This is a genomic window from Commensalibacter sp. W6292M3 (assembly GCF_016101315.1).
Classification (GTDB): Bacteria; Pseudomonadota; Alphaproteobacteria; order Acetobacterales; family Acetobacteraceae; genus Commensalibacter; species Commensalibacter melissae.
This window is the reverse complement of sequence record NZ_JACFQT010000002.1, coordinates 248,339-273,260: the sequence shown is the minus strand read 5'-3', so window position 1 is coordinate 273,260 and position 24,922 is coordinate 248,339. Positions and strand designations below refer to the sequence as shown.

Annotated in this window: 26 protein-coding genes and 1 tRNA gene; 13 read left to right on the top strand and 14 right to left on the bottom strand. The window is 37.9% G+C overall.

What is annotated here, in order from left to right:
* The first annotated feature begins 137 nt into the window (after positions 1–137).
* Entirely contained in the window at positions 138–965 is an 828-nt protein-coding gene (locus tag H3T57_RS06845) for an SDR family oxidoreductase (RefSeq protein ID WP_110439257.1), read from the top strand.
* An 82-nt stretch (positions 966–1,047) separates the two neighbouring features.
* Positions 1,048–1,608, top strand: a complete 561-nt coding sequence (locus H3T57_RS06840) for an adenine phosphoribosyltransferase (RefSeq protein WP_110439256.1) — start codon at positions 1,048–1,050, stop codon at positions 1,606–1,608.
* 4 nt (positions 1,609–1,612) lie between these two features.
* On the opposite strand, the gene accC is transcribed toward H3T57_RS06840, so the two are convergent.
* Genes accC through aroQ form a run of 3 tightly spaced genes read right to left on the bottom strand, consistent with a single transcriptional unit; the run spans position 1,613 to position 3,898 of the window.
* On the bottom strand, positions 1,613–2,968 hold the full coding sequence (accC, locus tag H3T57_RS06835; protein ID WP_198193632.1) for an acetyl-CoA carboxylase biotin carboxylase subunit: 1,356 nt from the start codon (positions 2,966–2,968) through the stop codon (positions 1,613–1,615).
* A 1-nt stretch (position 2,969) separates the two neighbouring features.
* Entirely contained in the window at positions 2,970–3,446 is a 477-nt protein-coding gene (accB, locus tag H3T57_RS06830; RefSeq protein ID WP_110439254.1) for an acetyl-CoA carboxylase biotin carboxyl carrier protein, read from the bottom strand.
* Positions 3,446–3,898, bottom strand: coding sequence for a type II 3-dehydroquinate dehydratase (gene aroQ, locus H3T57_RS06825; protein ID WP_110439253.1), 453 nt, complete (start codon positions 3,896–3,898; stop codon positions 3,446–3,448). The genes accB and aroQ overlap by 1 nt, the downstream gene beginning before the upstream one ends.
* A 326-nt stretch (positions 3,899–4,224) precedes the next feature.
* Here aroQ and H3T57_RS06820 point away from each other — a divergent pair, with 326 nt between their 5' ends.
* Positions 4,225–4,740 carry a septal ring lytic transglycosylase RlpA family protein gene (locus H3T57_RS06820; RefSeq protein WP_196424188.1) on the top strand — a complete coding sequence of 172 codons (516 nt, stop codon included), beginning with the start codon at positions 4,225–4,227 and terminating at the stop codon, positions 4,738–4,740.
* A 10-nt stretch (positions 4,741–4,750) separates the two neighbouring features.
* Here H3T57_RS06820 and H3T57_RS06815 read toward each other — a convergent pair whose 3' ends face one another.
* The 3 genes from H3T57_RS06815 to H3T57_RS06805 all read right to left on the bottom strand — a co-directional run bounded on the left by H3T57_RS06815 (position 4,751) and on the right by H3T57_RS06805 (position 7,743).
* Positions 4,751–5,698 (bottom strand): YihY/virulence factor BrkB family protein, encoded by a 948-nt coding sequence (locus H3T57_RS06815; RefSeq protein ID WP_110439252.1) that lies wholly within the window; start codon positions 5,696–5,698, stop codon positions 4,751–4,753.
* A gap of 265 nt (positions 5,699–5,963) precedes the next feature.
* Positions 5,964–6,566: a methionine biosynthesis protein MetW gene (metW, locus tag H3T57_RS06810; RefSeq protein WP_198193631.1), complete on the bottom strand. Its 603-nt coding sequence runs from the start codon at positions 6,564–6,566 to the stop codon at positions 5,964–5,966.
* The gene (locus H3T57_RS06805) at positions 6,556–7,743 is read right to left on the bottom strand and encodes a homoserine O-acetyltransferase (RefSeq protein WP_198193630.1); all 1,188 of its coding nucleotides are present in this window, start codon (positions 7,741–7,743) and stop codon (positions 6,556–6,558) included. The genes metW and H3T57_RS06805 overlap by 11 nt, the downstream gene beginning before the upstream one ends.
* 189 nt (positions 7,744–7,932) lie before the next feature.
* On the opposite strand from H3T57_RS06805, the gene H3T57_RS06800 reads away from it, so the two are divergent.
* Positions 7,933–8,487 carry a hypothetical protein gene (locus H3T57_RS06800; protein ID WP_198193629.1) on the top strand — a complete coding sequence of 185 codons (555 nt, stop codon included), beginning with the start codon at positions 7,933–7,935 and terminating at the stop codon, positions 8,485–8,487.
* Between the two features lie 46 nt (positions 8,488–8,533).
* Here H3T57_RS06800 and H3T57_RS06795 read toward each other — a convergent pair whose 3' ends face one another.
* The 3 genes from H3T57_RS06795 to H3T57_RS06785 form a co-directional block, all read right to left on the bottom strand.
* The gene (locus H3T57_RS06795; protein WP_347400970.1) at positions 8,534–10,009 is read right to left on the bottom strand and encodes a SulP family inorganic anion transporter; all 1,476 of its coding nucleotides are present in this window, start codon (positions 10,007–10,009) and stop codon (positions 8,534–8,536) included.
* Between the two features lie 315 nt (positions 10,010–10,324).
* On the bottom strand, positions 10,325–11,920 hold the full coding sequence (locus H3T57_RS06790; protein ID WP_198193627.1) for a lycopene cyclase family protein: 1,596 nt from the start codon (positions 11,918–11,920) through the stop codon (positions 10,325–10,327).
* A 136-nt stretch (positions 11,921–12,056) separates the two neighbouring features.
* Positions 12,057–12,130, bottom strand: a tRNA-Gly gene (locus H3T57_RS06785).
* Positions 12,131–12,285: 155 nt separating this feature from the next.
* Between H3T57_RS06785 and H3T57_RS06780 the strand changes: the two genes are divergently transcribed.
* Both H3T57_RS06780 and folE read left to right on the top strand, forming a co-directional pair.
* Complete coding sequence (locus H3T57_RS06780; protein WP_198193626.1) at positions 12,286–13,503, top strand: PLP-dependent aspartate aminotransferase family protein; 1,218 nt, start codon at positions 12,286–12,288, stop codon at positions 13,501–13,503.
* 204 nt (positions 13,504–13,707) lie between these two features.
* Positions 13,708–14,307, top strand: a complete 600-nt coding sequence (gene folE, locus H3T57_RS06775) for a GTP cyclohydrolase I FolE (RefSeq protein WP_155564777.1) — start codon at positions 13,708–13,710, stop codon at positions 14,305–14,307.
* Here the strand turns inward: folE and H3T57_RS06770 are convergent, their stop codons facing one another.
* From H3T57_RS06770 to fabI, 5 genes are all read right to left on the bottom strand, one after another.
* Positions 14,308–14,649 (bottom strand): hypothetical protein, encoded by a 342-nt coding sequence (locus H3T57_RS06770; protein WP_110439244.1) that lies wholly within the window; start codon positions 14,647–14,649, stop codon positions 14,308–14,310.
* Positions 14,650–14,676: 27 nt separating this feature from the next.
* Positions 14,677–15,615 (bottom strand): DnaJ C-terminal domain-containing protein, encoded by a 939-nt coding sequence (locus H3T57_RS06765; RefSeq protein WP_198193625.1) that lies wholly within the window; start codon positions 15,613–15,615, stop codon positions 14,677–14,679.
* A gap of 12 nt (positions 15,616–15,627) precedes the next feature.
* Positions 15,628–15,801 carry a hypothetical protein gene (locus H3T57_RS06760; protein WP_155564776.1) on the bottom strand — a complete coding sequence of 58 codons (174 nt, stop codon included), beginning with the start codon at positions 15,799–15,801 and terminating at the stop codon, positions 15,628–15,630.
* Between the two features lie 127 nt (positions 15,802–15,928).
* The gene (gene aroC, locus H3T57_RS06755) at positions 15,929–17,023 is read right to left on the bottom strand and encodes a chorismate synthase (RefSeq protein ID WP_198193624.1); all 1,095 of its coding nucleotides are present in this window, start codon (positions 17,021–17,023) and stop codon (positions 15,929–15,931) included.
* Positions 17,024–17,050: 27 nt separating this feature from the next.
* Positions 17,051–17,890, bottom strand: coding sequence for an enoyl-ACP reductase FabI (gene fabI / locus H3T57_RS06750; RefSeq protein WP_198193623.1), 840 nt, complete (start codon positions 17,888–17,890; stop codon positions 17,051–17,053).
* Positions 17,891–18,223: 333 nt separating this feature from the next.
* Here fabI and H3T57_RS06745 point away from each other — a divergent pair, with 333 nt between their 5' ends.
* The 7 genes from H3T57_RS06745 (at position 18,224) to lpxK (ending at position 24,835) form a co-directional block, all read left to right on the top strand.
* Positions 18,224–19,099 carry a universal stress protein gene (locus tag H3T57_RS06745; RefSeq protein ID WP_155566172.1) on the top strand — a complete coding sequence of 292 codons (876 nt, stop codon included), beginning with the start codon at positions 18,224–18,226 and terminating at the stop codon, positions 19,097–19,099.
* A 124-nt stretch (positions 19,100–19,223) separates the two neighbouring features.
* Positions 19,224–19,580, top strand: coding sequence for a DUF2849 domain-containing protein (locus H3T57_RS06740; RefSeq protein ID WP_198193622.1), 357 nt, complete (start codon positions 19,224–19,226; stop codon positions 19,578–19,580).
* Complete coding sequence (locus H3T57_RS06735; RefSeq protein ID WP_198193621.1) at positions 19,558–21,270, top strand: nitrite/sulfite reductase; 1,713 nt, start codon at positions 19,558–19,560, stop codon at positions 21,268–21,270. The genes H3T57_RS06740 and H3T57_RS06735 overlap by 23 nt, the downstream gene beginning before the upstream one ends.
* Positions 21,257–21,742, top strand: a complete 486-nt coding sequence (locus H3T57_RS06730) for a DUF934 domain-containing protein (protein WP_198193620.1) — start codon at positions 21,257–21,259, stop codon at positions 21,740–21,742. Before H3T57_RS06735 ends, H3T57_RS06730 begins: the two co-directional genes overlap by 14 nt.
* 209 nt (positions 21,743–21,951) lie before the next feature.
* On the top strand, positions 21,952–22,566 hold the full coding sequence (locus tag H3T57_RS06725; RefSeq protein WP_232349784.1) for a lysophospholipid acyltransferase family protein: 615 nt from the start codon (positions 21,952–21,954) through the stop codon (positions 22,564–22,566).
* Positions 22,563–23,858, top strand: a complete 1,296-nt coding sequence (locus tag H3T57_RS06720) for a 3-deoxy-D-manno-octulosonic acid transferase (RefSeq protein WP_198193618.1) — start codon at positions 22,563–22,565, stop codon at positions 23,856–23,858. The genes H3T57_RS06725 and H3T57_RS06720 overlap by 4 nt, the downstream gene beginning before the upstream one ends.
* Positions 23,855–24,835, top strand: coding sequence for a tetraacyldisaccharide 4'-kinase (gene lpxK, locus H3T57_RS06715; protein ID WP_198193617.1), 981 nt, complete (start codon positions 23,855–23,857; stop codon positions 24,833–24,835). Before H3T57_RS06720 ends, lpxK begins: the two co-directional genes overlap by 4 nt.
* Positions 24,836–24,922 lie beyond the last annotated feature (87 nt).

Sequence of the window (24,922 nt, the reverse complement as noted above, 5' to 3'; positions counted from 1 at the left end):
ATGGTAAAAATAAACAAGTTTGATTAATTACGCTATATAAACCTAAATATCTTATATTTTAAAATATTATGTTATACTTAATTAAATAGTATTCTATAACTTAGTATAATGACCTTTTAAGTTTGAGATTTATCTAAATGAATTTAAATATTTTTAAACAATCTAATAAAATCGCTGTTCTTACTGGAGCAACCGGGGGGTTGGGCAAAAAACTTGTTTCTTACCTTTTAGAAGAACATTACAAAATTATTATGATTGCAAGAAATCTTGCGCAATTAGAACAAATTTCTCTCCATTATGGAGATAAAGTCATTATTCGTATTTGCGATATTTCTCATCTTAATGAAATACAGTATTTATGTGAGGATATTAAAAAACAATTCCATCACATTAATGCCTTAATCCATTGTGCAGGAAATATTTATCCAGGTTCGTTTTCAAATTTAAGTGATCAATTAATACTTAACCAACTTCAGGTAAATCTTAATGGAGCCATTTTTTTGACCAAGGGCTTACTTCCGCTTATGCGTAAAAAAAGCTCAATTGTTTTTATAAATTCATTGGGAGGTATTTTCCCCCTAAAAGACAGCGCATTATATTCTGCCAGTAAATATGGTTTACGTGGATTTGCCTTGGCGTTGGCCATGGAGCTCCGTCCCCGGAAAATATATGTTTCATCCATTTTTCCTGGCGCCATTGACACGCAAATGCTTCATAATGAAATGCAAAATGGGGGGTCTTTGCTTAATTTCTGCTCTCCACCTCTTGAACCCGAAATTGTCTGTAAAACAATTATGAAAGCCCTCAAGAAAAAAGGATTGGAATATTACATTCCCAAATGGTCAGGATTGCAAACTAAACTTTTGATGCTAAAACCATATTTTATCCTACGATTAATGCCTTTTGTGGAAAAGTTTTGTGAAAAAAGAAAAAAAAACTGGCAGAAAAATAACCTACATTCATAAGATCAATAAATTTATTGCGTGACGTATTTGAACCTTTTAAAACATGAATGGTTTATGTTAAATTTATTAATGATTGTTAGAAATGAGCAACGCACCTAATCAAACAGATTTCACACCACCCACCAATATAGATTTAAAAAAATATATTCGTACTATTCCTAACTATCCTCATGAAGGCATATTATTTTACGATATCTCCACACTTCTACGCAATGCTGATGCCTGGCAGATTGCTTCTGCACGTATGGCACATGGAATTGCAGCTTGGCAACCCGATCTAATTGCCGGAATTGAATCAAGAGGATTTGTTAGTGCATCACCCCTTGCAACAGCATTAGGCTGTGGAATGATAATGATTCGTAAACCCGGAAAATTACCTGGAAAAACGATTTCAATTGATTACGATTTGGAATATGGACAAAATTGTATCCATATTCAGGAAGATGCAATCAAGCCCGGACAGCGCGTTGTTATTATTGACGACTTGCTCGCAACTGGTGGAACGTTGCAGGCCGCTATTAAACTTTTACGTAAAACTGGTGCCAATATCATCGGAGCAGCTGCCTTAATTGAACTAAAAAATTTAAAGGGACGCGAAAAAATTGACGTCCCCTTATTTTCAGCAATCACTTATAATGAATAAAGCTTCAATTATTTTCGGCTTTGTTTTTCTCAATAAAATGTTCCAGCCAATGTATGGTATAGTCACCTTTCTGAAACTCTTTATCTGCCAATATTTTCTGCTGTAATGGAATGGTTGTTTTTACACCTGTCACAACCATTTCCTCCAATGCTCTTTGCATTCTTGCAATTGCGGTTGCCCTGTCATGTCCATAGGCAATTAATTTGGCAATCATACTATCATAATATGGTGGAATAGTATAACCAACATATAAAGCGCTATCCAAACGAACCCCCAGTCCACCTGGAGAATGAAAAACTTCGATTTTTCCAGGGTTGGGTACAAAATTTTCAGGGTCCTCGGCATTAATACGGCATTCTATTGCATGTCCTTTAAACTGAATGTCTTTTTGGCTTAATTTTAATTTTTCTCCTGAAGCCACACGAATTTGCTCTGCAACAAGATCAACATCGGTAACCAGTTCGGTAACAGGATGTTCAACCTGTAAACGCGTATTCATCTCAATAAAACAAAATTGTCCATCCTGATAAAGAAATTCAAGCGTACCGGCATTTTTATATTCCAATTGCTGCATGGCATGGGTGGCAACTTTACCAATAAAATCACGTTCCTTTACAGTTAGACAGGGAGACAAAGCTTCTTCCAACACTTTTTGATGCCGTCTCTGCAAAGAACAGTCCCGCTCACCCAAAAATAAGACATTACCATGTTGATCGCCAATAATCTGAACTTCTATATGACGAGGTTTATCCAAATATTTTTCCATATAAACTTCGTCATTACCAAAAGCCATTTTTGCTTCAGCCCTTGCAACCTGCCACGCCTCTTCCAGCTCTGTTTCTGTAGAGGCAACTTTCATGCCGCGACCTCCACCCCCAGCAGAAGCCTTGATCAAAACTGGATAACCAATCTTATTTGCAACCTCTTTTGCTGTAGCAAGATCTGACAAAGCCCCATCTGAACCTGGAACCAGAGGAACATTGAATTTCTTCATGGTTGTTTTGGCCTGGATCTTATCACCCATCATACGAATATGCTGGGCAGAAGGACCAATAAAAACAAACCCATGCTCTTCAACCAGTTCGGCAAAATCTGCATTCTCGGAAAGAAAACCATAACCAGGATGAATTGCTTCGGCTCCTGTGATGGCTGCTGCAGATAAAATTGCCCTCTTATTCAAATAACTGTCTGTGACTGAAGGGGGACCAATACATACGCTTTCATCTGCCAAACGCACATGCATTGCATCTGTATCCGCAGTTGAATGCACAGCAACGGTTTTAATGCCCATTTCACGACATGCCCGTAAAATACGAAGAGCAATTTCTCCACGATTCGCGATTAAAATCTTTGAAAACATTTTATTCAATTACCGCCAGAACCTCACCATATTCTACTGGATCACCGGAATTAACAAGCATACGCGTCAATTTTCCTGATTTATGGGCACGAATTTGATTAAAAGTTTTCATCGCTTCAATAAGCATGATGATCTGTCCAGACTGAACCTCTTGTCCAACAGTTACAAAAGGGGGGGCAGAAGGTTCCGGCGTTAAATAAGCCACACCAATCATTGGACTTAGCAGCGCGCCAGGATGTTTAGAGAGATCTTCTTCCTGTTTGGCATCATCATTATTAACCGTTACAGGCACAGGCGCGGAATTCATGACAGGAGCCATGGAAACGGGAGCTGTTACTGGACTTGCGTTAACGGTAATATTCTTTACGACGCGAATATGCTGATCCTTTTCGGAAACCTCGATTTCTGTTAACCCTGTTTCAGTTAAAATATCAGCCAATTTACGAATAACTTCTACATCTACGAGCATTTTGCTCATCAACTATCCTCTTCCAATATAAGATTTGCCAACGCAGCCAAGGCCAAGGCATAACCCTGAATACCCAATCCACAGATTACCCCTGTCGCCGCATGAGAAACATAAGAATGATGCCGAAATGATTCCCGGCGGTAAATATTTGATATATGTACCTCTATAACAGGTAAATCAACTGCCAGTAAAGCATCTAAAATTGCTATAGAAGTATGACTATATGCTCCTGCATTAATGATAATTCCCTTTGCTTTTCCCCTACACTCCTGAATCCAGGAAACAAGTTCCCCCTCATCATTGGATTGGCGAAAATCAATTGCTATTTCGAGCTGTTCTGCATTTTGAATACAGATTTGTTCTACATCATCCAAGGTTGCATGACCATACACATTTGGCTGACGCATTCCTAACATATTTAAATTAGGACCATTCAAAACATATACGAGGGGCAATTCCATCACTAGTTATTCATGCCTTTAATCAGGTTTAACACTATATGAATTTAAAAAGCCTCTCTTATAAACAGTCAACAAATTAATTAAATTTTCTCTTAATTTTTTGATAAACTATGTCTATTTATATCATTTCAGCCAGAAACAATAGATTAAACAAATTATTTGCCATATGTGCGTCAATTGTATTAGCGTAAAGTTACAAAAGCAAATCTTTTCATTTTTTTGCCATTTTTTTTCTCTAGCTTTTAACATGGTTTATATTAACTTAAAGGAATTATGGCGGTTTTCTTAATCATTATGATCAAAAAACGCTATAATAAACAGGGTATATGAAACGTCGAAATAAATTACTGGCTTTGTCACTTGTTATCGGATTAAATGTTCAATCCATGCAAGTATATGCTAACTCCGGTTCTCATAAGATCACCTCTCACCGGATTCGAAAATTAAAGAAAAGAGTGATGCCCTACACTCTTCACAAAAATAGACATCCTGCAGACATGATCATCAGTACAGATGAAACAGCTTTTCAAAGCGGTATTGCCAGCTGGTACGGTGGGCGACATACGCAAAGACGTAAAACAGCCTCTGGTTCAACATTCAACAACCAGAATTTTACCGCAGCTCATCCTACCCTTCCTTTGGGAAGCAAAGTGTTGGTTAAATCAGAAGATACAGGGCACTCAGTCATCGTCACCATTAACGATCGTGGCCCTTTCGTAAAACATCGCATTATTGATCTATCAAAAGCTGCTGCAGCAAAAATTGGCATGTTAAGCCGGGGAACTGCCCATGTAACAATTAAACCCCTGAATAATATCGAAGTTGCTGAAACTCCCCAATAATTTTCTATGACTATGGTATCTTGTTAGAAGCCTCGCTTCTATCTAAGATATATCCTTCTATCTGGGCATTGAACTGAGCGCCAACCAGAACAACATAGCAGGAAACCAGAAACCACATCATAACAGCAACCACGGTTCCCAATGGGCCGTAAGTACTTGTAAAATTTGCAAAATGGGCAACGTAATAAGAAAAAGAAAAGGCAGCCAACAACCATAAAATTGTGGCGATAAAAGCGCCTGGACATGTCCAACGCCAATGCACGTTGGAACGGCAGGGCCCAAAACGGTAAAATAAAGCAAAAGTCCACGTTGCAAAAAGAAAAACAATAATGTTACTACTTATTCTCACCATATTGTAAGCAGGAAAGTAATCTGTAAGAATATTTAGAAATTGATATGGCAAAATATTCAAAATTGCCGGTAAAGCAACAATAACCGCAAGGGTCATAATCGTTCCCAAAATAGCGCAGAATGTCAAAACAACAGATAGAACCTGAAATTTCAAGAAACTCCGTGTTTCATGCGTATTATAGGCAACGTTTAGCCCCGTAACCAAACCCTTTGTCCCAATGGATGCAGACCAAAGAGCGAACAAAATGGAAACAACCAATTGTATTGTTAAAGTGGAATGGGTTTGCTCGACAATACTGTTAATCATTTCCTGTAAAAAAACATAAACATTCGGGGGGAAAAAATGTTGTAGAAATTCCAGTTGTGGCTCAACCGTTTGTGGATCAAAAACCAGCCCATAAATGGAAATCAAGCTACTTATAGAAGGAAATAGTGACAAGGTAGAAAAAAATGCGCAACCAGCTGCGACCAGCATATATGGACCATCAATTAGTGTATGAATGGTCGCCATTATAATTTTTATCCATCCGTGAAATGATATCTTTAAAGGGGAATGATGTTTTTCAACAAAAATATGACTTTCAGAAGACCGATCCAAGTCTCGCATTACTTCTTTTAAACCTCAATCAAATATTAAAAAATTATTCTAAAAATTTTATTCGTACCCATAAGAAATATGACTCTACAAAACCATGATGTAATGTAAATGATAGAGTAATATTATCCAACCCCGTCAATTCTATTAACCAATTCATGACATAAAAATAGAAATCTAAAATACTCTGTTAACTAATCCAATGAATATCAATTTTTTTTATATATAATCAATATAATATCAGATATGTAACAGTTGCATTGATTGTCTCATTTAATCAACGTGTCAGCAAAAATAAGGCCTGTTCCCCAAAAAAATTGGCCAAACGTATTGAACGTCGCCAGGGGGCCTTTTCCCCCTCGCCATGATCATCAATAGCCATCCACTGACTAATATGATATCCCTCTTGTTTACATAGTGATACAAAATCTGTTAAGGTACAGGGATGAATATTCGGCGTCTCAAACCAATGGGTTCCCCATACTTTTGTCATGGGCATATGTCCCTTAAAAAGCAGTTGCATTCTTACAGTCCAATGGCCAAAATTTGGAAATGAAACAATAGCATACCGTCCTATTCGCAACATTTGTTGCAAAACTTCACGTGGGCGATTAACCGCCTGTAGAGTCCTCGATAATACGACATAATCAAAACCATCCGTGGGATAATTCTGCAAGTCAAAATCTGCGTTTCCCTGAATTACAGATAAGCCTTTACTTACTGCCTTGGTAACACAGGACATATCCAACTCTATTCCTCGTGCATCACATTGATGATTACAGCACAGATAATCGATTAATGTACCATCACCACATCCAATATCCAGTATTGTTGAATTTTGCTGAATCATGTCAACAATACAACATTGATCAAGACGCATTATTTTCCAATTGCCTCTGTCTTTTAATTCCTGCCAGAAAACCGCTGATTACATGATCGAGATCCGGTTCATCCAACAAGAAGGCATCATGCCCTTTATCACTTACAATTTCAACAAAAGAAACCTTGGCTCCAACACGATTTAATGCCTTGACTATCACTCTTGACCGTGAAGTGGGAAAAAGCCAGTCAGAAGAAAAACTGATAACACAAAATCTGGATTTAACCTGTGAAAATGCCTTGACCAGATCCCCATCATAAGCTTGGGACAAATCAAACCAATCCATTGCCCGGGAGATTGTCACATAAGAATTTGCATCAAAACGTCTTACAAAATTCGATCCCTGATAATGCAAATAGCTTTCTACCTGGAACATTTCCCCGAAAATTGGTGACGAAGAATCTATCATTGTTTCTTGCAATCTCCGTCCAAATTTTCGGTTTAATGCATCTTCTGACAAATAGGTAATATGTGCCATCATACGTGCTACAGCCAACCCTCTGGATGGGATAACACCATATCGCCAATAATCTCCATTTTGCCAATCGGGATCTGAAAATATGGCCTGTCTTCCCACTTCATTAAATGCAATATTCTGTGCCGAATGAAAAGACGAGGTGGCAATTGGTATAGCTGCATAAACTTGATCTGGATAGCTTACCGCCCATTGCAATGCCTGCATTCCTCCCATTGAACCACCGATAACGGCAAATAACTGATCAATTTTGAAATGATCGATTAGAAGTTTTTGGGCATTGACCATATCCCTAATGGTAATTACAGGAAAGTCTATTCCCCAATAGCCTATTTTCTGATGATCTGTTCGTATGGAACGTGGTCCTGTCGTTCCCATGCAGCTTCCTAAAACATTACTACAAATTATAAAATATTTGTCTGTATCAATAGGTAGTCCAGGACCAACCATTCTGCTCCACCAACCAGGTTTCTTGCTGATTGGATTAATACCTGTTACATACTGATCGCCAGTTAAAGCATGACAAATCAAAATTGCATTATCCTTGGCTGATGACAACTTTCCATAAGTCTGATATGCAATTTCCAAGTGATTTAGTTTTTGACCATTTTCCAAAACAAGTCCTTCAGTAAAAAGTAATTTCTGAATAGATTCATTTTGTGTTTCGTCAGCTGCAACCTGTTTAATCCCTGAAGTTACCATAAATAATACAGGTATCCTTTTTACTATAAAATATGAAAATCCATCCCAGAAATCATCTCTTTGCCATAAACTGCACTATCTTATATAATCATTTGAAATTAAAAATATTATCTCTGTATAAGTTAGTTTTTTAAAAAAGTTCATCTATTAATATCAAATATTCTTGTTTAGAAAAAGGCCTTAATAATTATGAATAAAAAACTTGTTGTATTTTGTTTAATCAGTGCCTTTGCTTTTACTGTCCAATCCTCTTGCGCAGTTTCCCATCATACGAAAAAAAACAGAAATTATCAAAATCCAAAATCAGGAAGAGTCGTTTTAACCCCCCAACCTGCGAACAACCTTTCAACAATTGCATATAACTTGAATAAAACCGATATTAATTTTGCTGTTCAACATGGTGAGAAACCGCTTATCCTTATTGGCAATGCAAACCTCTCCAGCACAAAAAAACCGCAAACTGTTCTATTTACCCAGTTACAATCCGCCAGTCTTTGTGGGTCTGGAGGCTGTACCACCACAGCCTATCTTAACCGTAATAATCATTGGGTAAAAATACTCGATTCTGTTACTGGCAATATTGAAATAAAAAAAACATCCCACAAGGGGATGCATGATTTGATAGTTGAAGGTTCAGATGTCTGGATATGGAATAAAACAACTTATGTTGAAACCCAACAGGGACCCAATCTAAATGGATTGAAAAAATCCATTCATAAATATCAAAAAAATAGACCTGAATAAGCGATATAAACACATTAACTATATATATCGCCAAGAATGATCCTGATTAATAACTCCCGATAACCTTTTCAATTTCCTCTGGTTTATCATGGATGCCAAAACGGTCAATGATAGTCGCCGTGGCATCGTTCATTCCCTGAACCTCCACTTTTATACCACGTTGGCGAAAATGGATGACAACCTTATCCAATGCCATAACTGAACTTACATCCCAAAAATGCGCATGGGTTAGATCGACTGTAACATTCTTAATCTCTTCCTTGAGATCAAAGCTATTTATAAAACGATCAACCGTTACAAAGAATACATGACCATTCACTTTATAAATACGAGACTGATCTTTTTTTTCTGATTTAATCAGCATGAAATGTGAAACCTTGCTTGCGAAAACAAGAGAGGCAACCAGCACGCCTGTTAATACTCCATAGGCCAGATTATTTGTTCCAACCACAACACAGACCGTTAGAATCATGACAATATTGGTAGAAAGCGGATATTTTTTTAAATCAAGAATTGAACGCCAGGAAAAAGTACTAATAGAAACCATGATCATCACAGCCACCAAGGCGGCCATAGGAATCCGGGCCACCCATTCCTTTAAAAAAACAACAAGAATGAGCAAGAAAACACCAGCCACCAAGGTAGATAATCGTCCCCTTCCCCCGGACTTGATATTAATAACCGATTGACCAATCATGGCACATCCAGCCATACCTCCCAGAAAAGCAGTACAGATATTGGCAATTCCCTGCCCCTTACACTCACGATTTTTATCACTTGAAGTATCCGTGAATTCATCAACGATCGTTGCTGTCATCATGGTTTCAAGTAATCCGACCGCTGCCAGTCCAGCAGAATATGGTAAAATGATCATGAGGGTATGAAAGTTCAAAGGAATATCTGGAATAGCCAAAATTGGTAAAGAATCTGGCAATTTACCCATATCACCCACCGTTGGAATATTTAAGCCATAACCGATTGAAATGGCGGTCATTATAATAATACATATCAAGGGAGACGGTATTAATTTCGTTAAATAAGGGAAAAGGTAAATAATTGCCAATCCACCTCCAACAATCACGTAAACATGCCATGTCACATGCACTAATTGCGGAAGCTGTGCCATAAAAATCAAAATTGCCAACGCATTTACAAAACCAGTCACGACAGAATGGGAAACAAAACGCATTAATTCACCAAGTTTCAAATATCCGGCAATGATCTGAAAAATACCTGCAAGAATTGATGCTGCGAGTAAATAACTCAATCCATGAGTCTTTACCAAAGGCCCCATCAGTAAAGCCATTGAACCCGTTGATGAGGATATCATTCCAGGACGTCCGCCAAATAACGAAATGACACAAGGAATGGCAAAGGCCGAATAAAGTCCTACACTCGGATCAACCCCAGCAATAATGGAAAAAGCAATTGACTCTGGTATCAGGGCCAATGCAACCACAATACCAGATAGAATATCCGCACGAATATTTCCTAACCAATCTTGTCGATTACAAGACAGCAACATATTATAATCCTATAAATATTTTTAAATTGAAAAATTAATCAATAACAGACTGATCGCATCAATCCTGTTCCTGTTTTTTTTAAAAAAACAGAAATAATAAAATTGGTTACACAGTGCTAACTTAGGGCGGCGTTAAAACAAACATTCCGACTCAACAAAACAATAAGAATTTAATTTTAAAATCAATCAATCTAGTAACAAAAACTAATAATTTATAATTAAAAATATTCACAGAATCAATACGTAAACGCTTTTTCTATAAAAATGTCACTTTCAGAATAATAAAATATAAATGTCTATATCAGAAAATAATTAATTTCTATTCACCATTTCTGGATTGGGAAAAAATTCACCATAACGCCATGAAGTATGAAAGATTTCTGGCTGTCCATCCCTTCTAATATACAAATCATATAAATTCCTATCGGAAGAAATATATTCACATATTTTACACATGACCTGGTAATTATCCTGTAACAGGTTAATCAATTTCTCCAGGTCATTATCAGGTTCCGTCAAATAACTGTTTATTTTGGCAAATAGACTTTCAGAAAGATTGATAAATCTTGGTAAGTCCAAATTATTCTGCCTATTGTTTTCAGAAAATTTCTTGGTTTTGAGTATGGAATTCACCTTATCATATTCCATATAAATTTTATGAATTTTATCCCATATAATCTTTGCGTTTTTAAAATCTCTCATTCCCTTATTCATGAAACAGGGGCAAATTGATCCAAAATAAAATACGGAATCAACAACATATTTAACAAAAATATAATACCAATTATCTTTTTGTTCGTACATTTTATCAAATACGTTACTATAAGCAATTACCAGATCTGATATGACCGAATTATAAAATGCCATACGTTCTTTTATGTCTTGACCATTTTTTTCCTGTGCAAGGACATCAACTATAAACGTGTTTTCAATGCACATCAAATCTATACCACTTGAATAAACTGGATCCAAAAAAATGCATGCATCCCCTGTTAATGCCCAATGATTTTCAGAGATACAGGGCTGCGCAATAGATGCGTATTTTCTCAAATATTTAAAATCAAGGATGGAAAATTGTTTCTTCAGCAAATAATCATAAAAAACCCTTTCATGCGTTTTTAACCATTCAAAGGTTTTCTCCAAATCCGATAAACTGTCAAATTGATGAATATTCTCACTAAAACATATTCCCACACTGGTCGTATGATCAGAAAGCCGAAGAACCCAGATCCAATATCCCTTTCCATCAATATGTAAGGAACTGTAGCTTCTATCCATGCCATAAAAAGGGTTATCTTCTTCTGCCGGATAGATTTCATCTACCAGAACAGCCCCCTTGACTCTAAACCAGACTGAAGAATTGGGTAAACTACCTTTGCTTGATAAATTATACTTCCTGGAAATAACTTTTTTCCGTCCGGATGCATCAACAATCCAACGAGAATTAATGATTTTCTGGACTTTGCTCAATTCAACTACGTGGATTCTTTTAAAATGCCCCTCATCTTCAACATCAAGAAAACGCGTATTTTGTAAAATATCAATTTTATCTTGTAATAATGAAAAAAAATGATTTTCCAGTTTGCCACGTTCAAATTGATAGGAATTTTTTTTGGGAAAATTTCTAATTCCCATTTCTTTATAGAATTCATCATTTGTATAAATAAACCGCATTCCCATTTTTATAAAATGTTCCCGACCTAGATATTCATCTCCCAGCAATTCCCTAAGATAATACCCACCCAAATCAATTGTTGCCTCTCCAACTTTGAAAGCTGTCTCTTCATTGGGAAATTTTGCATCATGAATAAGACAAATGGAAATATCAGGTATATCACGCAGCAATTGACTGGCCAATGTCAATCCGGCAAGTCCACCCCCAATTATAACTACATCATAATTTTTCACTATATCCCTCAATTTAATATTAAAGTAATTAATTGTTTTATTTATGATTAAGATAAAACAATACTACTAAATTAGGTTGAATATCTAAATAATCAATTTTATAGATATTATATAGTTTAAAATAAATAATATTTCTTGGAGCGGATGAAGGGAATCGAACCCTCATGAACAGCTTGGGAAGCTGTCATTCTACCATTGAATTACACCCGCCAAAATCTGAAAAATAACATTTCTTATTAAAATAACCAAATTGAATGGAAAAATATATCTTTTTTGATAATTTTTAAAAAATAAAGAAATTACTAACCACTTTTCTTGCATTCCTCTATCATGAACGCTCCTTATGGTTATCAAAGAGAAATATTATGAACAAAACCTCTTCCCATCGCCTCGCCACCCGTTTACTTCATGATAATATTGAACGTTCTTCCTTTGCTGAAACATGTGAAGCTCTTTTTTTAACATCTGGGTTCATTTATGAAAGTGCAGAACAAGCAGAACGCACTTTCCAAAAAAAAGAAAGGCATTATCAATATAGCCGTGTTAATAACCCTACCATTACCAACCTTGAAAATCGACTTATTCATTTGGAAGAGGCTGAATGTTGTGTTGCCACCTCAACAGGAATGAGCGCAATTTTTGCTGCCTTATTTTCCAATTTGAAACATGGGGATCGTGTTATCGCATCTAAGGCGCTTTTTGGATCAAGTTACTGGATTGTTGAAAATTTTTTACCAAAATTAGGAATCGAAACCGCTTTTGTTGAAGGCACGAATATTCAGGAATGGAAAAAAGCATTATCCAAACCTGCAGCAGCTGTTTTGATTGAAAGCCCTTCCAATCCAATGCTAGACATTCTGGATATTCGGCAAATTGCTGACTTGACCCATCAGGCAGGCGGAATATTGATTATTGACAATGTTTTTGCCACGCCATTATATCAAAAACCTTTGAAAGTAGGGGCTGATCTTGTTGTCTATTCTTGTACAAAACATATGGATGGACAGGGGCGTGTCCTAGGAGGTGCTATTCTAGGTAGTAAAGACTTGCTTGAAGCCGATATTATACCTTTTGTTCATAATACAGGACTTACAATTTCAGCTTTTGATGCGTGGATATTGCTGAAAGGTCTGGAAACTTTTCCACTTCGGATGGAAAAAATGACCGAAAATGCGAAAATCTGCGCAGAATTTATTGAAAAATCTGATGTTGTTAATCTTATCCGATATCCCGGATCACACTCACATCCTCAATATGGCCTTGCCTGCAAACAAATGGATGCGCCAGGTGCCATGATCGCCTTTGAAGTCAATGGGGGGAAAAAAGGTGCATTTACATTCATGAATGCCTTACAGCTCATATTAATTTGTAATAATCTTGGTGATAGTCGGAGTATTGTAACGCACCCGGCAACAACAACACATATGAAGGTCAGTCCAGAGGATCGTTTAAAACTCGGAATTACTGATGGCATTATCCGCTTTTCAGTAGGAATGGAGGATCCACAGGATTTACTTGAGGATCTGCAAAAAGGATTTGATAAATTAACAATTTTTTTGCAAAAACAAACAATAAATAAGTAATCTTTTAAATTGAAAATATATTAATTTTTTCCATATATTTTAATACTGAAGGAAAATATAATAAAATCGTGTAGTTTCATTTTAAACAAAACCGTTTAATTTTCCCTTTACAAAATTAATATATATCTTTTTATATTGTCCAAAATTACTTCATACCAAACAGAAACATTGAACAGTTTTACTGGTTTAAAAGGTTTATAGAATATGACTGATAAAAAAACTTCCGCCCCCTCTCGTTCAGAAGCTGAAGAAGCGGTGCGTACCCTTATTCGCTGGGCTGGTGATGATCCGGATCGTGAGGGGTTAATAGATACGCCAAGCCGTGTTATAAATGCCTATGCCGAATTTTTTTCTGGCTATAAGGAAAACCCGAAAGAAATCCTTGGCCGAACATTTGAAGAAGTCGGTGGATATAAGGAAATTGTCCTTTTACGTGACATTCGCTTTGAAAGTCATTGCGAACACCATATGGTTCCAATTATTGGAAAGGCTCATGTTGCCTATTTACCCAATAACTATGTCGTCGGCATTTCCAAACTGGCCAGGATTGTAGAGGTTTTTGCCAAAAGATTACAAATTCAAGAAAGAATGACAGCGGAAATCGCCAATATAATCCAAGAGGTATTACAACCTAGAGGGGTCGCTGTAATCATTGAGGCCACTCATCAATGCATGACAACCAGAGGTGTGCATAACCCAAGTGTATCTATGGTTACATCAAAATTGCTTGGTGTTTTCCAACAGGATCAAAATGCAAGAGCAGAACTTTCAGCTTTATTAAATCGTTCTGTTTCATTTATGTAACTAATTGATCTCAATCGTTGAATGATCATCTAGAATACGACGTAAAATTTGTTGAACATCAGGATATTTCTCCGTGGAAATCACTTCACATAAATAACGCATTTGTCGTCGCGTCGTATAAAGCTGATCCAAAAGTTGCAGAACCAGAGACATTGAATCTTCTGCCACTCCCAAATGATCCCTTAATTCAAGAATTAATTTGGCCCTTGCCTCATCAATCTCCTTAAACAAATAATTTCCCTCTTTCTTTTCTGGCCTCAACCATTGATTATTTATCCAGTGATAGACATCATTGGCTGTTATTTCAGGTAAATTATAGCATAACATTTCAAGGGTTATCATTTTCTTTCCCTTTTACATTTTTTAGATTTAATTGGATTGATCAATGGATTTACGTAAAAACTCTTCCAAAGCGGGATCGACTTTACCAATCGTAATTTGTAAAGTTACATACAGATTCCCGGCCTCAAGATTTTTACGGGATGGGATACCCCGTCCACGTAACCTTAGTACAGTTCCGCTATCTGAATGAGCCGGCACATTTAACGCAACCTCACCGGTAGGGGTTGGAACAGTCAGCTTACCGCCCAAAACCGCTGTCTTTAGATCAACAGGCCACGTCATTCTTATATCCTGACCATCTCTTTTAAAATAGGCATGAGGCATTACCTGAATGGTAATCAAGGCATCCCCGGCAGAACCATTTTGAAAGCCAGGATCCCCTTTTCCGCGCAACCTTAAGGTCTGACCATCATCAATTCCAGGAGGGATTTTAACATCAAGTGTTCCTCCTTCAGGTAAGGTAATTCTCGATGTTGTACCATTAACTGCATCCAGAAAACTAATTTTCAGACTATAGCGTCGATCCTGCCCTTTCTGTGGACCTCTACTGGATCTTCCTTGAGAAAAACCCCGACCAGAGAAACCACCCCAGCCACCACCGCCAAACCGGTTCAATATATCCTGCAAATCATCCTCGGAAAAATGATTACCGTGCATTCCTTCACCCTGACTGTACCGAAATCCTTGCGCTCCATCAGCATAATGACGATATCCGGCACCTCCCCCCGGAAAGCCCTGTTCCTGACCATGAATGTCAATCTCACCACGATCAAAACGGGCCCTCTTTTCTGGATCTGAAAGCAATTCATTCGCAACGCTAATTGCTTTAAATTTATCCTCAGCCTCTTTATTTCCGGGATTTAGGTCAGGATGATATTTTTTGGCCAATTTTCGATACGCTTTACGTATCTCATCCTGACTGGCTGTTTTCGATATTCCCAAAATGGTATAAGGATCTAAACTCACTGCACTTTTCTCTTAATTTTCTATCATTATGGCTTTGAAATCGATTTCATCGGATAAAGTAATCAACAACGCCTCAAACACATCTGCTGGAATGCCTTTTGCAGCAGAGTTTCTTGCCACCTTAATTAATTGATCCCTTACAAATTCTTTTTCAAAATCAGTATTCTGTTTTTTATTATCATCCATAGTCTGGCAGTCCCAATAAACTTTGAAACCAAAATTTATTTTTTAAAAGTATAACCACATTTTCATTAAACTTGAAATCAAAATAGCTGATTATTTATAAAATACAGTTCATCAATATAATGTTCTATTATTTATGAATTATCTCCCCAAATTTTCCGATTTGACCGCGATGCCTTAACCAATGATCTGCCAAGACACAGGCAAGCATGGCCTCTCCAACTGGAACAGCCCGTATACCGACACAAGGATCATGTCGACCTTTGGTAATTACTTCAACAGATTCACCTTCTGAATTAATTGAGGGTTGAGGGACAAGAATTGAGCTTGTCGGTTTAACTGCAAAACGAACCACAATTGGTTGACCGCTGGAAATACCGCCCAGAATACCGCCCGCATGATTAGAGGCAAATGAAAGCATACCATTTTCAAGATATATAGGATCAGCATTCTCTTCACCCCGTAAGGCTGCAGCGGCAAAGCCTTCACCGATTTCAACAGCTTTTACGGCATTGATACTCATCATGGCCTGGGCAATATCAGCGTCCAGTTTTCCATAAATTGGCGCCCCCAATCCTGCGGGAACCCCTTCGGCCACCACTTCAATCACCGCACCGATTGATGACCCAGCCTTACGGATTATGGATAATTCATTCCTCCAAATCTCGACCATTTGTGCATCGGGACAAAAAAATTCATTTTTTTTAACCTCGTCCCATGACCATCGGTCACGATTGATTTTTTTATCCCCAATCTGAATTAGGGCCCCACGAATAAAAATTGAATTTCCCAAAACCAAACGGGCAATCGCTCCAGCAGCAACACGCATGGCTGTTTCCCTGGCTGAAGATCTTCCTCCCCCTCGATAATCCCGTATACCATATTTCAAATCATAGGTAATATCTGCATGACCTGGACGGTAGGACTGAGCGATATTGGAATAATCCTTGGAACGCTGATTGGTGTTTTCAATCAATAATGATATAGGAGTGCCTGTCGTTTTACCTTCAAATACACCTGATAATATCTTCACCTGATCGGGCTCATTACGCGTGGTTGTAAATGAGGATTGTCCAGGTCTGCGTAAATCCAGCCAAGGTTGAATCAATTTCTCAGAAAGCGGAATCAAGGGAGGACACCCGTCAACAACACAACCGATTGCAGGCCCATGACTTTCCCCCCATGTCGTAACCCTGAACAAGCTTCCAAAACTATTACACGACACGTTACTGTTCACTCACTGTAAAATTGATTAATTATCTGACAAGGCAATATCAGGTGCATCAGGATTTTTCATTCCAACCAGATGATAACCACAATCAACATGATGTATTTCACCTGTGACCCCTCTAGATAAATTAGAAAGGAAATACAAACCCGCCCCGCCAACTTCATCAATGGTAACATTACGTTGTAAAGGGGAATTAAGCTGATTCCATTTCAGGATATAACGGAAATCGCCTATTCCACTTGCCGCCAATGTTTTGATAGGACCAGCGGAAACCGCATTGACACGAATATTATCAGGTCCAAGATCTGCTGCCATATACTGCACGGAAGCCTCCAAAGCCGCCTTGGCTACACCCATAACGTTATAATGAGGCATCACACGTTCAGATCCCAGATATGTCAAGGTAAGAAGTGATCCACCATCTGGCATTAATCTTGCGGCCTCTTTTGCAACAGCAGTAAAAGAATAGCATGAGATATCCATGGCTGTTAAAAATGCCTCTCTAGGAGTATCGACATAACGTCCACGCAAATATTGTTTATCAGCCCATCCAATCGCATGAACAACAAAATCTAGTTTTCCCCATTTTTGGGCAATATCTTCAAATACGTTGCTGATATCCTCATCTTTACTGACATCACAAGGCAAAAGATAGGTTGATCCCAAACTTTCGGCCAAAGGGGCGACCCTTTTTTTCAAGGCATCTCCCTGATAAGTAAAAACAAGCTCTGCCCCTTGTAACGCACAAGCACGCGATATTCCCCATGCTATCGAATGATTATTGGCCAAACCCATAATCAAACCGCGTTTTCCTTGCATCAAATTTCCCTTTACAGGCAAAACATCATTTTTCGTTATCATAACACCCCTTAATAGATTTTTTGTTTTTGTATGTCTTTTGACAATTAAAAAGTAGCCAGAACAATTCCTAAATTGGCATTCATTTTAAAACAAAAAAAAAAGAAAAGAAATCATTTTCATTATGGATACAATCTTTAGAGATTAAACCCAAACATTATCAAATAATACCCCTCAACTTTTTGTTTTAATTAAGCTCCAGCATTCCTGTCACAAAAATGTGATTCTTTTCAGCGCTCTATTTCAGCCTAGAATTCATTTTATCTATTAAAAAATCAAATAAGCGATTAATATCCAAGATTATACCCCGTTTATTTTAAGGAAAGGGAATAAACAATGCTTAGCGTCAAGAAAATACTCATTCCTATTCAAGGCACCCCTTTATCTGAATCTACTCTAACCACTGCCTATTACCTCTCAAAAAACTATAATGCTCATCTTGCCGTTATCCATATTCAACCCGATAGAAAAGACCTCATTCCGCTTACTAGTGAGGGATTGTCCGGATCCATGATTGAAGAGGTCATGAATATTGCCGCCTCAGAAAATCAAAAACGGTTAAAACTTGCCCGAGAAATATTCGATAATTTTATCGATAAATACAATATCGAATTAACCGACCCAGACCTTACTGAACCTGCTAAGGAAAAAATTACGGCCAGTTTCACCAATATGGTTGGACGGGAAAATGAATTAATTACCTACTGGGCACGCTTGTCCGACATAACAGTGATTTCTCACCCCGATTCAGACAGTGAAATTTCCTCTTCCGAAGCACTTCATACCCTATTATTCGATAGTGGCCGCCCCATCATTATCGCCCCAAAACAAAAACCCCTGACAACCGGCAAAAAAATCTGTATCTGCTGGAATGGCAGCGCAGAATCAGCCGCCGCCCTGCATGCAAGTTTGAGATGGCTTCATTATGCTGAACAGGTCTATATCCTATATACGAATGATTATGAAAATCATGGTAAGAAAATTCAAGATGTTGTTAACTATCTCAAATTCCATAACATTCAAGCAACTCCCCATCAATTGGGCAATGACAGGGATGTTGGAAATACAATCCTTTCAACCTGTAATGAGATAGGAGCGGACATGTTATGCATGGGTGCCTATTCCCACCCACGTTGGCAGCAGCTGATTCTGGGAGGGGTCACACGTTACATGCTTGAAAACGCCAATATATCTGTCTTGATGAATCGATAAAACATCATCTTCATTTATCCTTATGGTAAAAGGATAATTTTTCCTTTTACTATTTTTTTGTGTAATTATAAAAAATAATGTTATATATACATACTTGTATAGTTATAAAAAGGAATTATCTGTTGTGGTTTCTCAAGACAGGCAGGCCGATCAATCTGATTATTATGTTTTAACCGCAAATCGTCTTCTGGATGGGCGGGTTGTGTGGTTCACCCCGCAAGAACATTGGGGAATAATGCTGGAAGACGCCCAACTTTTTTCCAATAAGGAAAATGCCGAAAAAAAATTGCAGGAAATCATCCAGTCCAATACTGCCCATTTTTTAATTGATTTACATTATGTAGAATTAATAAACCCTTTCCATCCAGCATCAGCACGTGAAAATATTAGAGCGTTTGGTCCCAGTACACATCCTGAATTTAATCCACGCTCTATGCTCTATAATAAGATGATTATCAATGAAACAGTTTCCATCCCATGATACCGATTCAAACACCATAAAAGTCATTGGTCGTTATAACTATGACGAAATTGATTTTGATTTTTTAAAAGAAAGAATCAATCAATTCAGGTCACAGATTGAAAGACGGCTGAATGGTGAACTTTCTGAAGATGAATTTAAACCCTTACGATTGATGAATGGTGTATACCTTCAATTACATTCCTATATGCTTCGTGTCGCCATCCCATATGGTATTTTATCATCAAGAATGTTGCGCGGTTTGGCATATATTGCCCGTTACTACGATCGTGGATATGGTCATTTCACTACCCGTCAGAACATACAATTTCATTGGACAAAACTAGAGGAGGTCCCCGATATTCTAACGTATCTGGCATCTGTTGAAATCCATACCATCCAAACCAGTGGAAATTGTATCCGTAATATCACCAGTGATGAATTTGCTGGTGTGGCGCAAGATGAGATCTTGGATCCCCGTATTTATGCAGAAATTATGCGTCAATGGTCAACGCTTCACCCTGAATTTTCATTTTTGCCCCGAAAGTTCAAGATTGCTATAAGCGGCTCTTCAAATGATCGTATCGCTGCTTGTTTTTATGATATTGGCATATTAACCCGTCGCAATGAACAGAATAAACCCGTTTTTGAAATCTGGGTTGGTGGTGGCCTGGGCCGCATTCCGGTTAAAGGTAAAATCATCCGTGATGACTTGCCCCCTGAACATTTGCTCGCTTATCTTGAAGCCATTATCCGTGTTTATAATCTGCATGGAAGTCGAAATAATTTATATAAATCGAGAATCAAAATTCTTGTAGAGAATCTTGGTATAGATGCTTATCGCAAACAGGTTGATAAAGAATTTGATACCATGGATTTAGAACAATACCGTTTGTCTGACGATATCATAAATTCGATTCACAAACGTTTTGGTCATCCCAATCTTGCCGATATCCCAAACGCTTCTGAAACCATGAAAAAACATCAGCAAAACAATCCGGAATTTGACCGATGGGTAAAACATAACAGCCACCCTCATTTTCATAAAGATTATATAGCAACCGTCATTTCCCTTAAAAACATCGGGGAAACACCTGGTGACATGACAGCAGATCAAATGAATGCTCTGGCCAATCTGGCGGAGGAATATTCCTTCGGGGAAATTCGTGTGACTCATTTACAAAATCTTGTCTTGGGGCATGTCAGAAAAGACCAATTATTTTTTCTATGGCAGGCTTTGCAAAAATATCGGCTGGCAATGCCAAATCAGGGATTAATTACAGATATCGTCTGCTGTCCCGGACTTGATTACTGCTCCTTGGCAAATGCGCGGTCAACCTCTGTCGCCAAGGAAATAATGTCTCTATTTCAGGATATCCGTTTACAGGAAAAAATAGGTCCCATACATATTGGAGTCGATGGATGTATCAATTCCTGTGCCCATCATCATATCATGAATATTGGTGTTTTGGGGGTTAATAAAAAGGGGGAGGAATTCTATCAAATAAAACTTGGCGGATCTTCCTATAAAGGCAGAGCCGCAATAGGTGCCATACTAGGAGCGGCACTTACTGCGGAGGAAGCGGTTGATGCCGTTCGCAGGCTAATTGATTTTTATCTTGAGCAACGTCATGAAAATGAATATTTTATTGATACTTACAACCGCCTAGGTATCAGCCCATTCAAGGAAATTGTCTATGCTACTGCTTAAAGATGGTGAAATTATTGATAACCCCTGGATTGTAATTGAAAATAATTTACCAACATCGTTACCTGATTATCCGATCCTGTCGCAAACGCTTTTATCCACGCTTGACAATATCGATAAAATTCATCAACCACTTGGTGTTTTATTGCCATGCGATCAAGATATTGAACACTTAAGACCTTATCTTGAAAATCTCTCCCTTATTGTCCTGGAATTTCCCTCTTTTAAAGATGGCAGGGCTTTTTCACAAGCTCGCCAAATCAGAGAGCATCTAAAATTTACAGGAGAACTACGGGCAATTGGGCATATTCTTCCCGATCAATATCAATTTCTAACCAGGGTTGGTTTTACAACCATCTTGATCCCAGATAATGCCAATATAGCAAGTTGGAAAGAAAATAGACAGCATTTTACAATCGGTTTTCAGTCTTCCGTTTTAAAAGAGCCCAAACAGGGTTTGGTAAGAAAGCTTTAGGTCTCTTACAAGTAACGATATATTTTAAAATATACTGTTATCTAACTAATAAAATAAAATCTTGTTCAAATTGTACAATAGATTCCTATATCAATCATATGTAAATCTTTATCACCATCAGTTTCAAACAGCATTTTATCCATTTTCAAATGTTTGCCTCCATAAAAAAAATAATTCAAAATAGTTTAATCTTTATTTTAAGAGGTTATTTGAAACTAACCTTACAAACAACATGTTGGCAATTTGATATTGACCCGCAAGCACGCTCTTTACTTACTTGTAGGGATGGTCAACCCGCCCTTGTCATTTTTTGGCATGAAACCCTGATCCTTTCACCACGTTTATGGTGGTGGGCCTTACCTCAGAACCCTTATCTGACCCTATATGTACTTATTAGTAAAAATAATGATGGACGCCTCATCAGCAAAATTGTTAATCCCTGGCGAATATGGACAGTACAAGGATCTGCCAATAAAAACGGACAAGATAAAGGTGGGGCGACCGCTTTCCGCAAACTTCTAAAATTATCCAAAGCAGGTCATCTAATCGCCATCATGCCCGATGGGCCAAGAGGCCCACGCCATCATTTACATCCGGGATTGATCAAGCTTGCCTTACTTGCCAAAACCAAAATCGTACCTGTCGGAGCTTATTGCAGCTCAATACGCCTAAACAACTGGGATAAATTGATCGTCCCCTTACCGTTCGGTAAAGGAAAAATGGTTTGTCGCACACCTATCGAAGTCACAAAGAAAAATTATGATACAATTGAAACAGAAATCATTAACCAACTACATCAAGCCAACCAGCTGGCACAATCATGAAAATCATAATTAAGGATCATTTTCTTTTATCAGCCTGGACAGCATTAACGAATTGTTTGTCTCCCTTTTTACCATTTTATCTTCAAAACCGTTGCAAAAAGGGTAAAGAAATTCCCAACCGCCTTAAAGAAAGGCAAGGTTATCCTACCCTATCCAGACCTGCCGGTTCAATCATACAGTTTCATACCGCAAGTGTTGGAGAGCTTGTTTCCATTTTTTCGGTCATTCAAGCCATTCATATTCAGGATGCCAGCCAGAGTTTTTTGATTACAACAGGAACAGTTACCTCCTTTCGTATCTTAGAAAATTTCATATCGCATCATCCAATATTAGCCAGACATATTATTCATCAATTTATACCCCTCGATATTCCACAATGGATCAATCGTTTTTTAACTTATTGGCATCCATCCCTTATTGTTCTGGCAGAAAGTGAAATCTGGCCCAATCTTATCAAAGAGGCCTGCCAAAAAAAAATACCACTTGCTTTAATCAACGGACGCCTTTCCGATCGCTCATTAAAAAACTGGAAAGTTTGTCCATCCCTTATCCAAAACATTCTATCACGTTTTCAATGGATCGTTTCCCAATCTGAACATGACCAAAATAATTTTGCACATCTACAGATTACAACCGATTATTTGGGCAATTTAAAACAAACAGCACAAAAACTCCACTTTAATTCTCAAGAATTGGTCGAGTTAGAAAACCATTTTAATAATTCTCCAATCTGGCTGGCAGCATCAACCCATCCTAATGAAGAAACCCTTATTGCCAAAACGCATGCTGTATTAAGAAAAAAATGGCCCAACCTTATTACAATCATTGTACCACGCCATCCTGAACGAGGACAGGAAATCATTAATGAGATAGGAATGGTTGCCCAACGCAGTAAACATGAGCTTCCTTTTGAAAACGGTTTATGGCTCTGTGACACTTTAGGAGAGCTTGGACTATTTTACAGATTGGCTGACATTGTATTCATAGGCAACAGTCTTGATGTTGTTCATAAAGGGGGTGGACATAATCCATTTGAAGCTGCGCGATTAAATTGTACCATTGCAACTGGACCCAAAATACATAATTTCAGACAGGCTTATTATCATTTGCAGAAAGCGGTTACAATAATTCACACCATAGACGATCTGACAAACTGGGTTGATAAAATGCTGTCCAACCCACAATTGAGAAAAAAACAAGCCTGCCTGGCCTTGGAAATCATGGAACAAAAAAGCAATCTTGCTACGGATATTGGCACTCATCTTCTAAAATTAGCAAGGCAATCCATATGAAGGCTCCCTTTTTCTGGCAACAATATCCTCCCACATCAACAGCAAAAATTTTAACCCCCTTTTCGTTCATAACCTCACTTATCACCCGTTATCAAATAAACAAACCAGGCTGGCATGCCCCTATTCCTGTTCTCTGTTGTGGAAATTTGACTATTGGTGGCACAGGAAAAACTACCGTAGCGCTGGAAATGGGTCATTATTGCCAACAACAATCAATTCCTTTCGCCTTTTTGACACGTGGCTATAAAAGAAAAAGCAGAATTGCAGAACCATTTATGGTTGATCTCAATCAGCATAATGCCAAAGATGTTGGTGATGAAGCCCTTTTATTGGCCCGACTTGCACCAACGTGGATTGGTGGCAATCGAGCCGCATCGGCCAAAGCAGCAATAAAGAAAAGTCCTGTAAAATTACTAATCATGGATGATGGTTTGCAAAACCCTACCCTGTATAAAGATCTATCCATCCTAGTTGTTGATGGTGTAACAGGTTTTGGAAATCAAAGACTTTTGCCTGCCGGCCCTTTACGACAACCTGTTATACAAGGGCTTAAAACAGTCAAAACCTGTATTTTTATTGGCAAAGATAAAACAGGGCTTTTACCCATGATTTCATCCCATGTACCTGTTTTCAGGGCAAATCTAACAATGAATCCTGCCATTCGACGGTTTTCTAATCAATCTGTTATCGCCTTTGCAGGCATTGGACGACCTGAAAAATTTTTTCAAACCTTAAAAGATAACCAACTTATCCTTTCAAAAACAATTTCATTTCCAGATCATCATCATTACTCAAACAAAGACCTAAACAAGCTTGTATCACTTCATCACCATTATCAATTGCCCCTGGTAACAACACCCAAGGACTATGTGAGGTTACCAGATCAATTCAGACCTTTGGCCACTCCACTAGAGGTTTGTTTGACATGGCACGATCCCGCATCTTTACAAAAGCTATTTCATATGATTCATTTCTAACCAATTTACTTTTCAAGATTTCTCTATATCTTTTCTATGTAATCTTTTAGACTGTCATCCATTCCGTTTTAGTAAAATCCATTCAAT

Excerpts from the sequence above, each read along its gene's own strand:
- H3T57_RS06840 (WP_110439256.1), top strand. The coding sequence starts at position 1,048 with ATGAGCAACGCACCTAATCAAACAGATTTCACACCACCCACCAATATA.
- H3T57_RS06760 (WP_155564776.1), bottom strand. The coding sequence starts at position 15,801 with ATGGATGATAATAAAAAACAGAATACTGATTTTGAAAAAGAATTTGTA.
- accC (WP_198193632.1), bottom strand. The coding sequence starts at position 2,968 with ATGTTTTCAAAGATTTTAATCGCGAATCGTGGAGAAATTGCTCTTCGT.
- H3T57_RS06730 (WP_198193620.1), top strand. The coding sequence starts at position 21,257 with ATGCTACTGCTTAAAGATGGTGAAATTATTGATAACCCCTGGATTGTA.
- folE (WP_155564777.1), top strand. The coding sequence starts at position 13,708 with ATGACTGATAAAAAAACTTCCGCCCCCTCTCGTTCAGAAGCTGAAGAA.
- accB (WP_110439254.1), bottom strand. The coding sequence starts at position 3,446 with ATGAGCAAAATGCTCGTAGATGTAGAAGTTATTCGTAAATTGGCTGAT.
- H3T57_RS06800 (WP_198193629.1), top strand. The coding sequence starts at position 7,933 with ATGAATAAAAAACTTGTTGTATTTTGTTTAATCAGTGCCTTTGCTTTT.
- fabI (WP_198193623.1), bottom strand. The coding sequence starts at position 17,890 with ATGATAACGAAAAATGATGTTTTGCCTGTAAAGGGAAATTTGATGCAA.
- H3T57_RS06815 (WP_110439252.1), bottom strand. The coding sequence starts at position 5,698 with ATGCGAGACTTGGATCGGTCTTCTGAAAGTCATATTTTTGTTGAAAAA.
- metW (WP_198193631.1), bottom strand. The coding sequence starts at position 6,566 with ATGCGTCTTGATCAATGTTGTATTGTTGACATGATTCAGCAAAATTCA.
- H3T57_RS06735 (WP_198193621.1), top strand. The coding sequence starts at position 19,558 with ATGAAACAGTTTCCATCCCATGATACCGATTCAAACACCATAAAAGTC.
- H3T57_RS06820 (WP_196424188.1), top strand. The coding sequence starts at position 4,225 with ATGAAACGTCGAAATAAATTACTGGCTTTGTCACTTGTTATCGGATTA.
- H3T57_RS06845 (WP_110439257.1), top strand. The coding sequence starts at position 138 with ATGAATTTAAATATTTTTAAACAATCTAATAAAATCGCTGTTCTTACT.
- lpxK (WP_198193617.1), top strand. The coding sequence starts at position 23,855 with ATGAAGGCTCCCTTTTTCTGGCAACAATATCCTCCCACATCAACAGCA.
- H3T57_RS06745 (WP_155566172.1), top strand. The coding sequence starts at position 18,224 with ATGCTTAGCGTCAAGAAAATACTCATTCCTATTCAAGGCACCCCTTTA.
- H3T57_RS06720 (WP_198193618.1), top strand. The coding sequence starts at position 22,563 with ATGAAAATCATAATTAAGGATCATTTTCTTTTATCAGCCTGGACAGCA.
- H3T57_RS06770 (WP_110439244.1), bottom strand. The coding sequence starts at position 14,649 with ATGATAACCCTTGAAATGTTATGCTATAATTTACCTGAAATAACAGCC.
- H3T57_RS06780 (WP_198193626.1), top strand. The coding sequence starts at position 12,286 with ATGAACAAAACCTCTTCCCATCGCCTCGCCACCCGTTTACTTCATGAT.
- aroQ (WP_110439253.1), bottom strand. The coding sequence starts at position 3,898 with ATGGAATTGCCCCTCGTATATGTTTTGAATGGTCCTAATTTAAATATG.
- H3T57_RS06805 (WP_198193630.1), bottom strand. The coding sequence starts at position 7,743 with ATGGTAACTTCAGGGATTAAACAGGTTGCAGCTGACGAAACACAAAAT.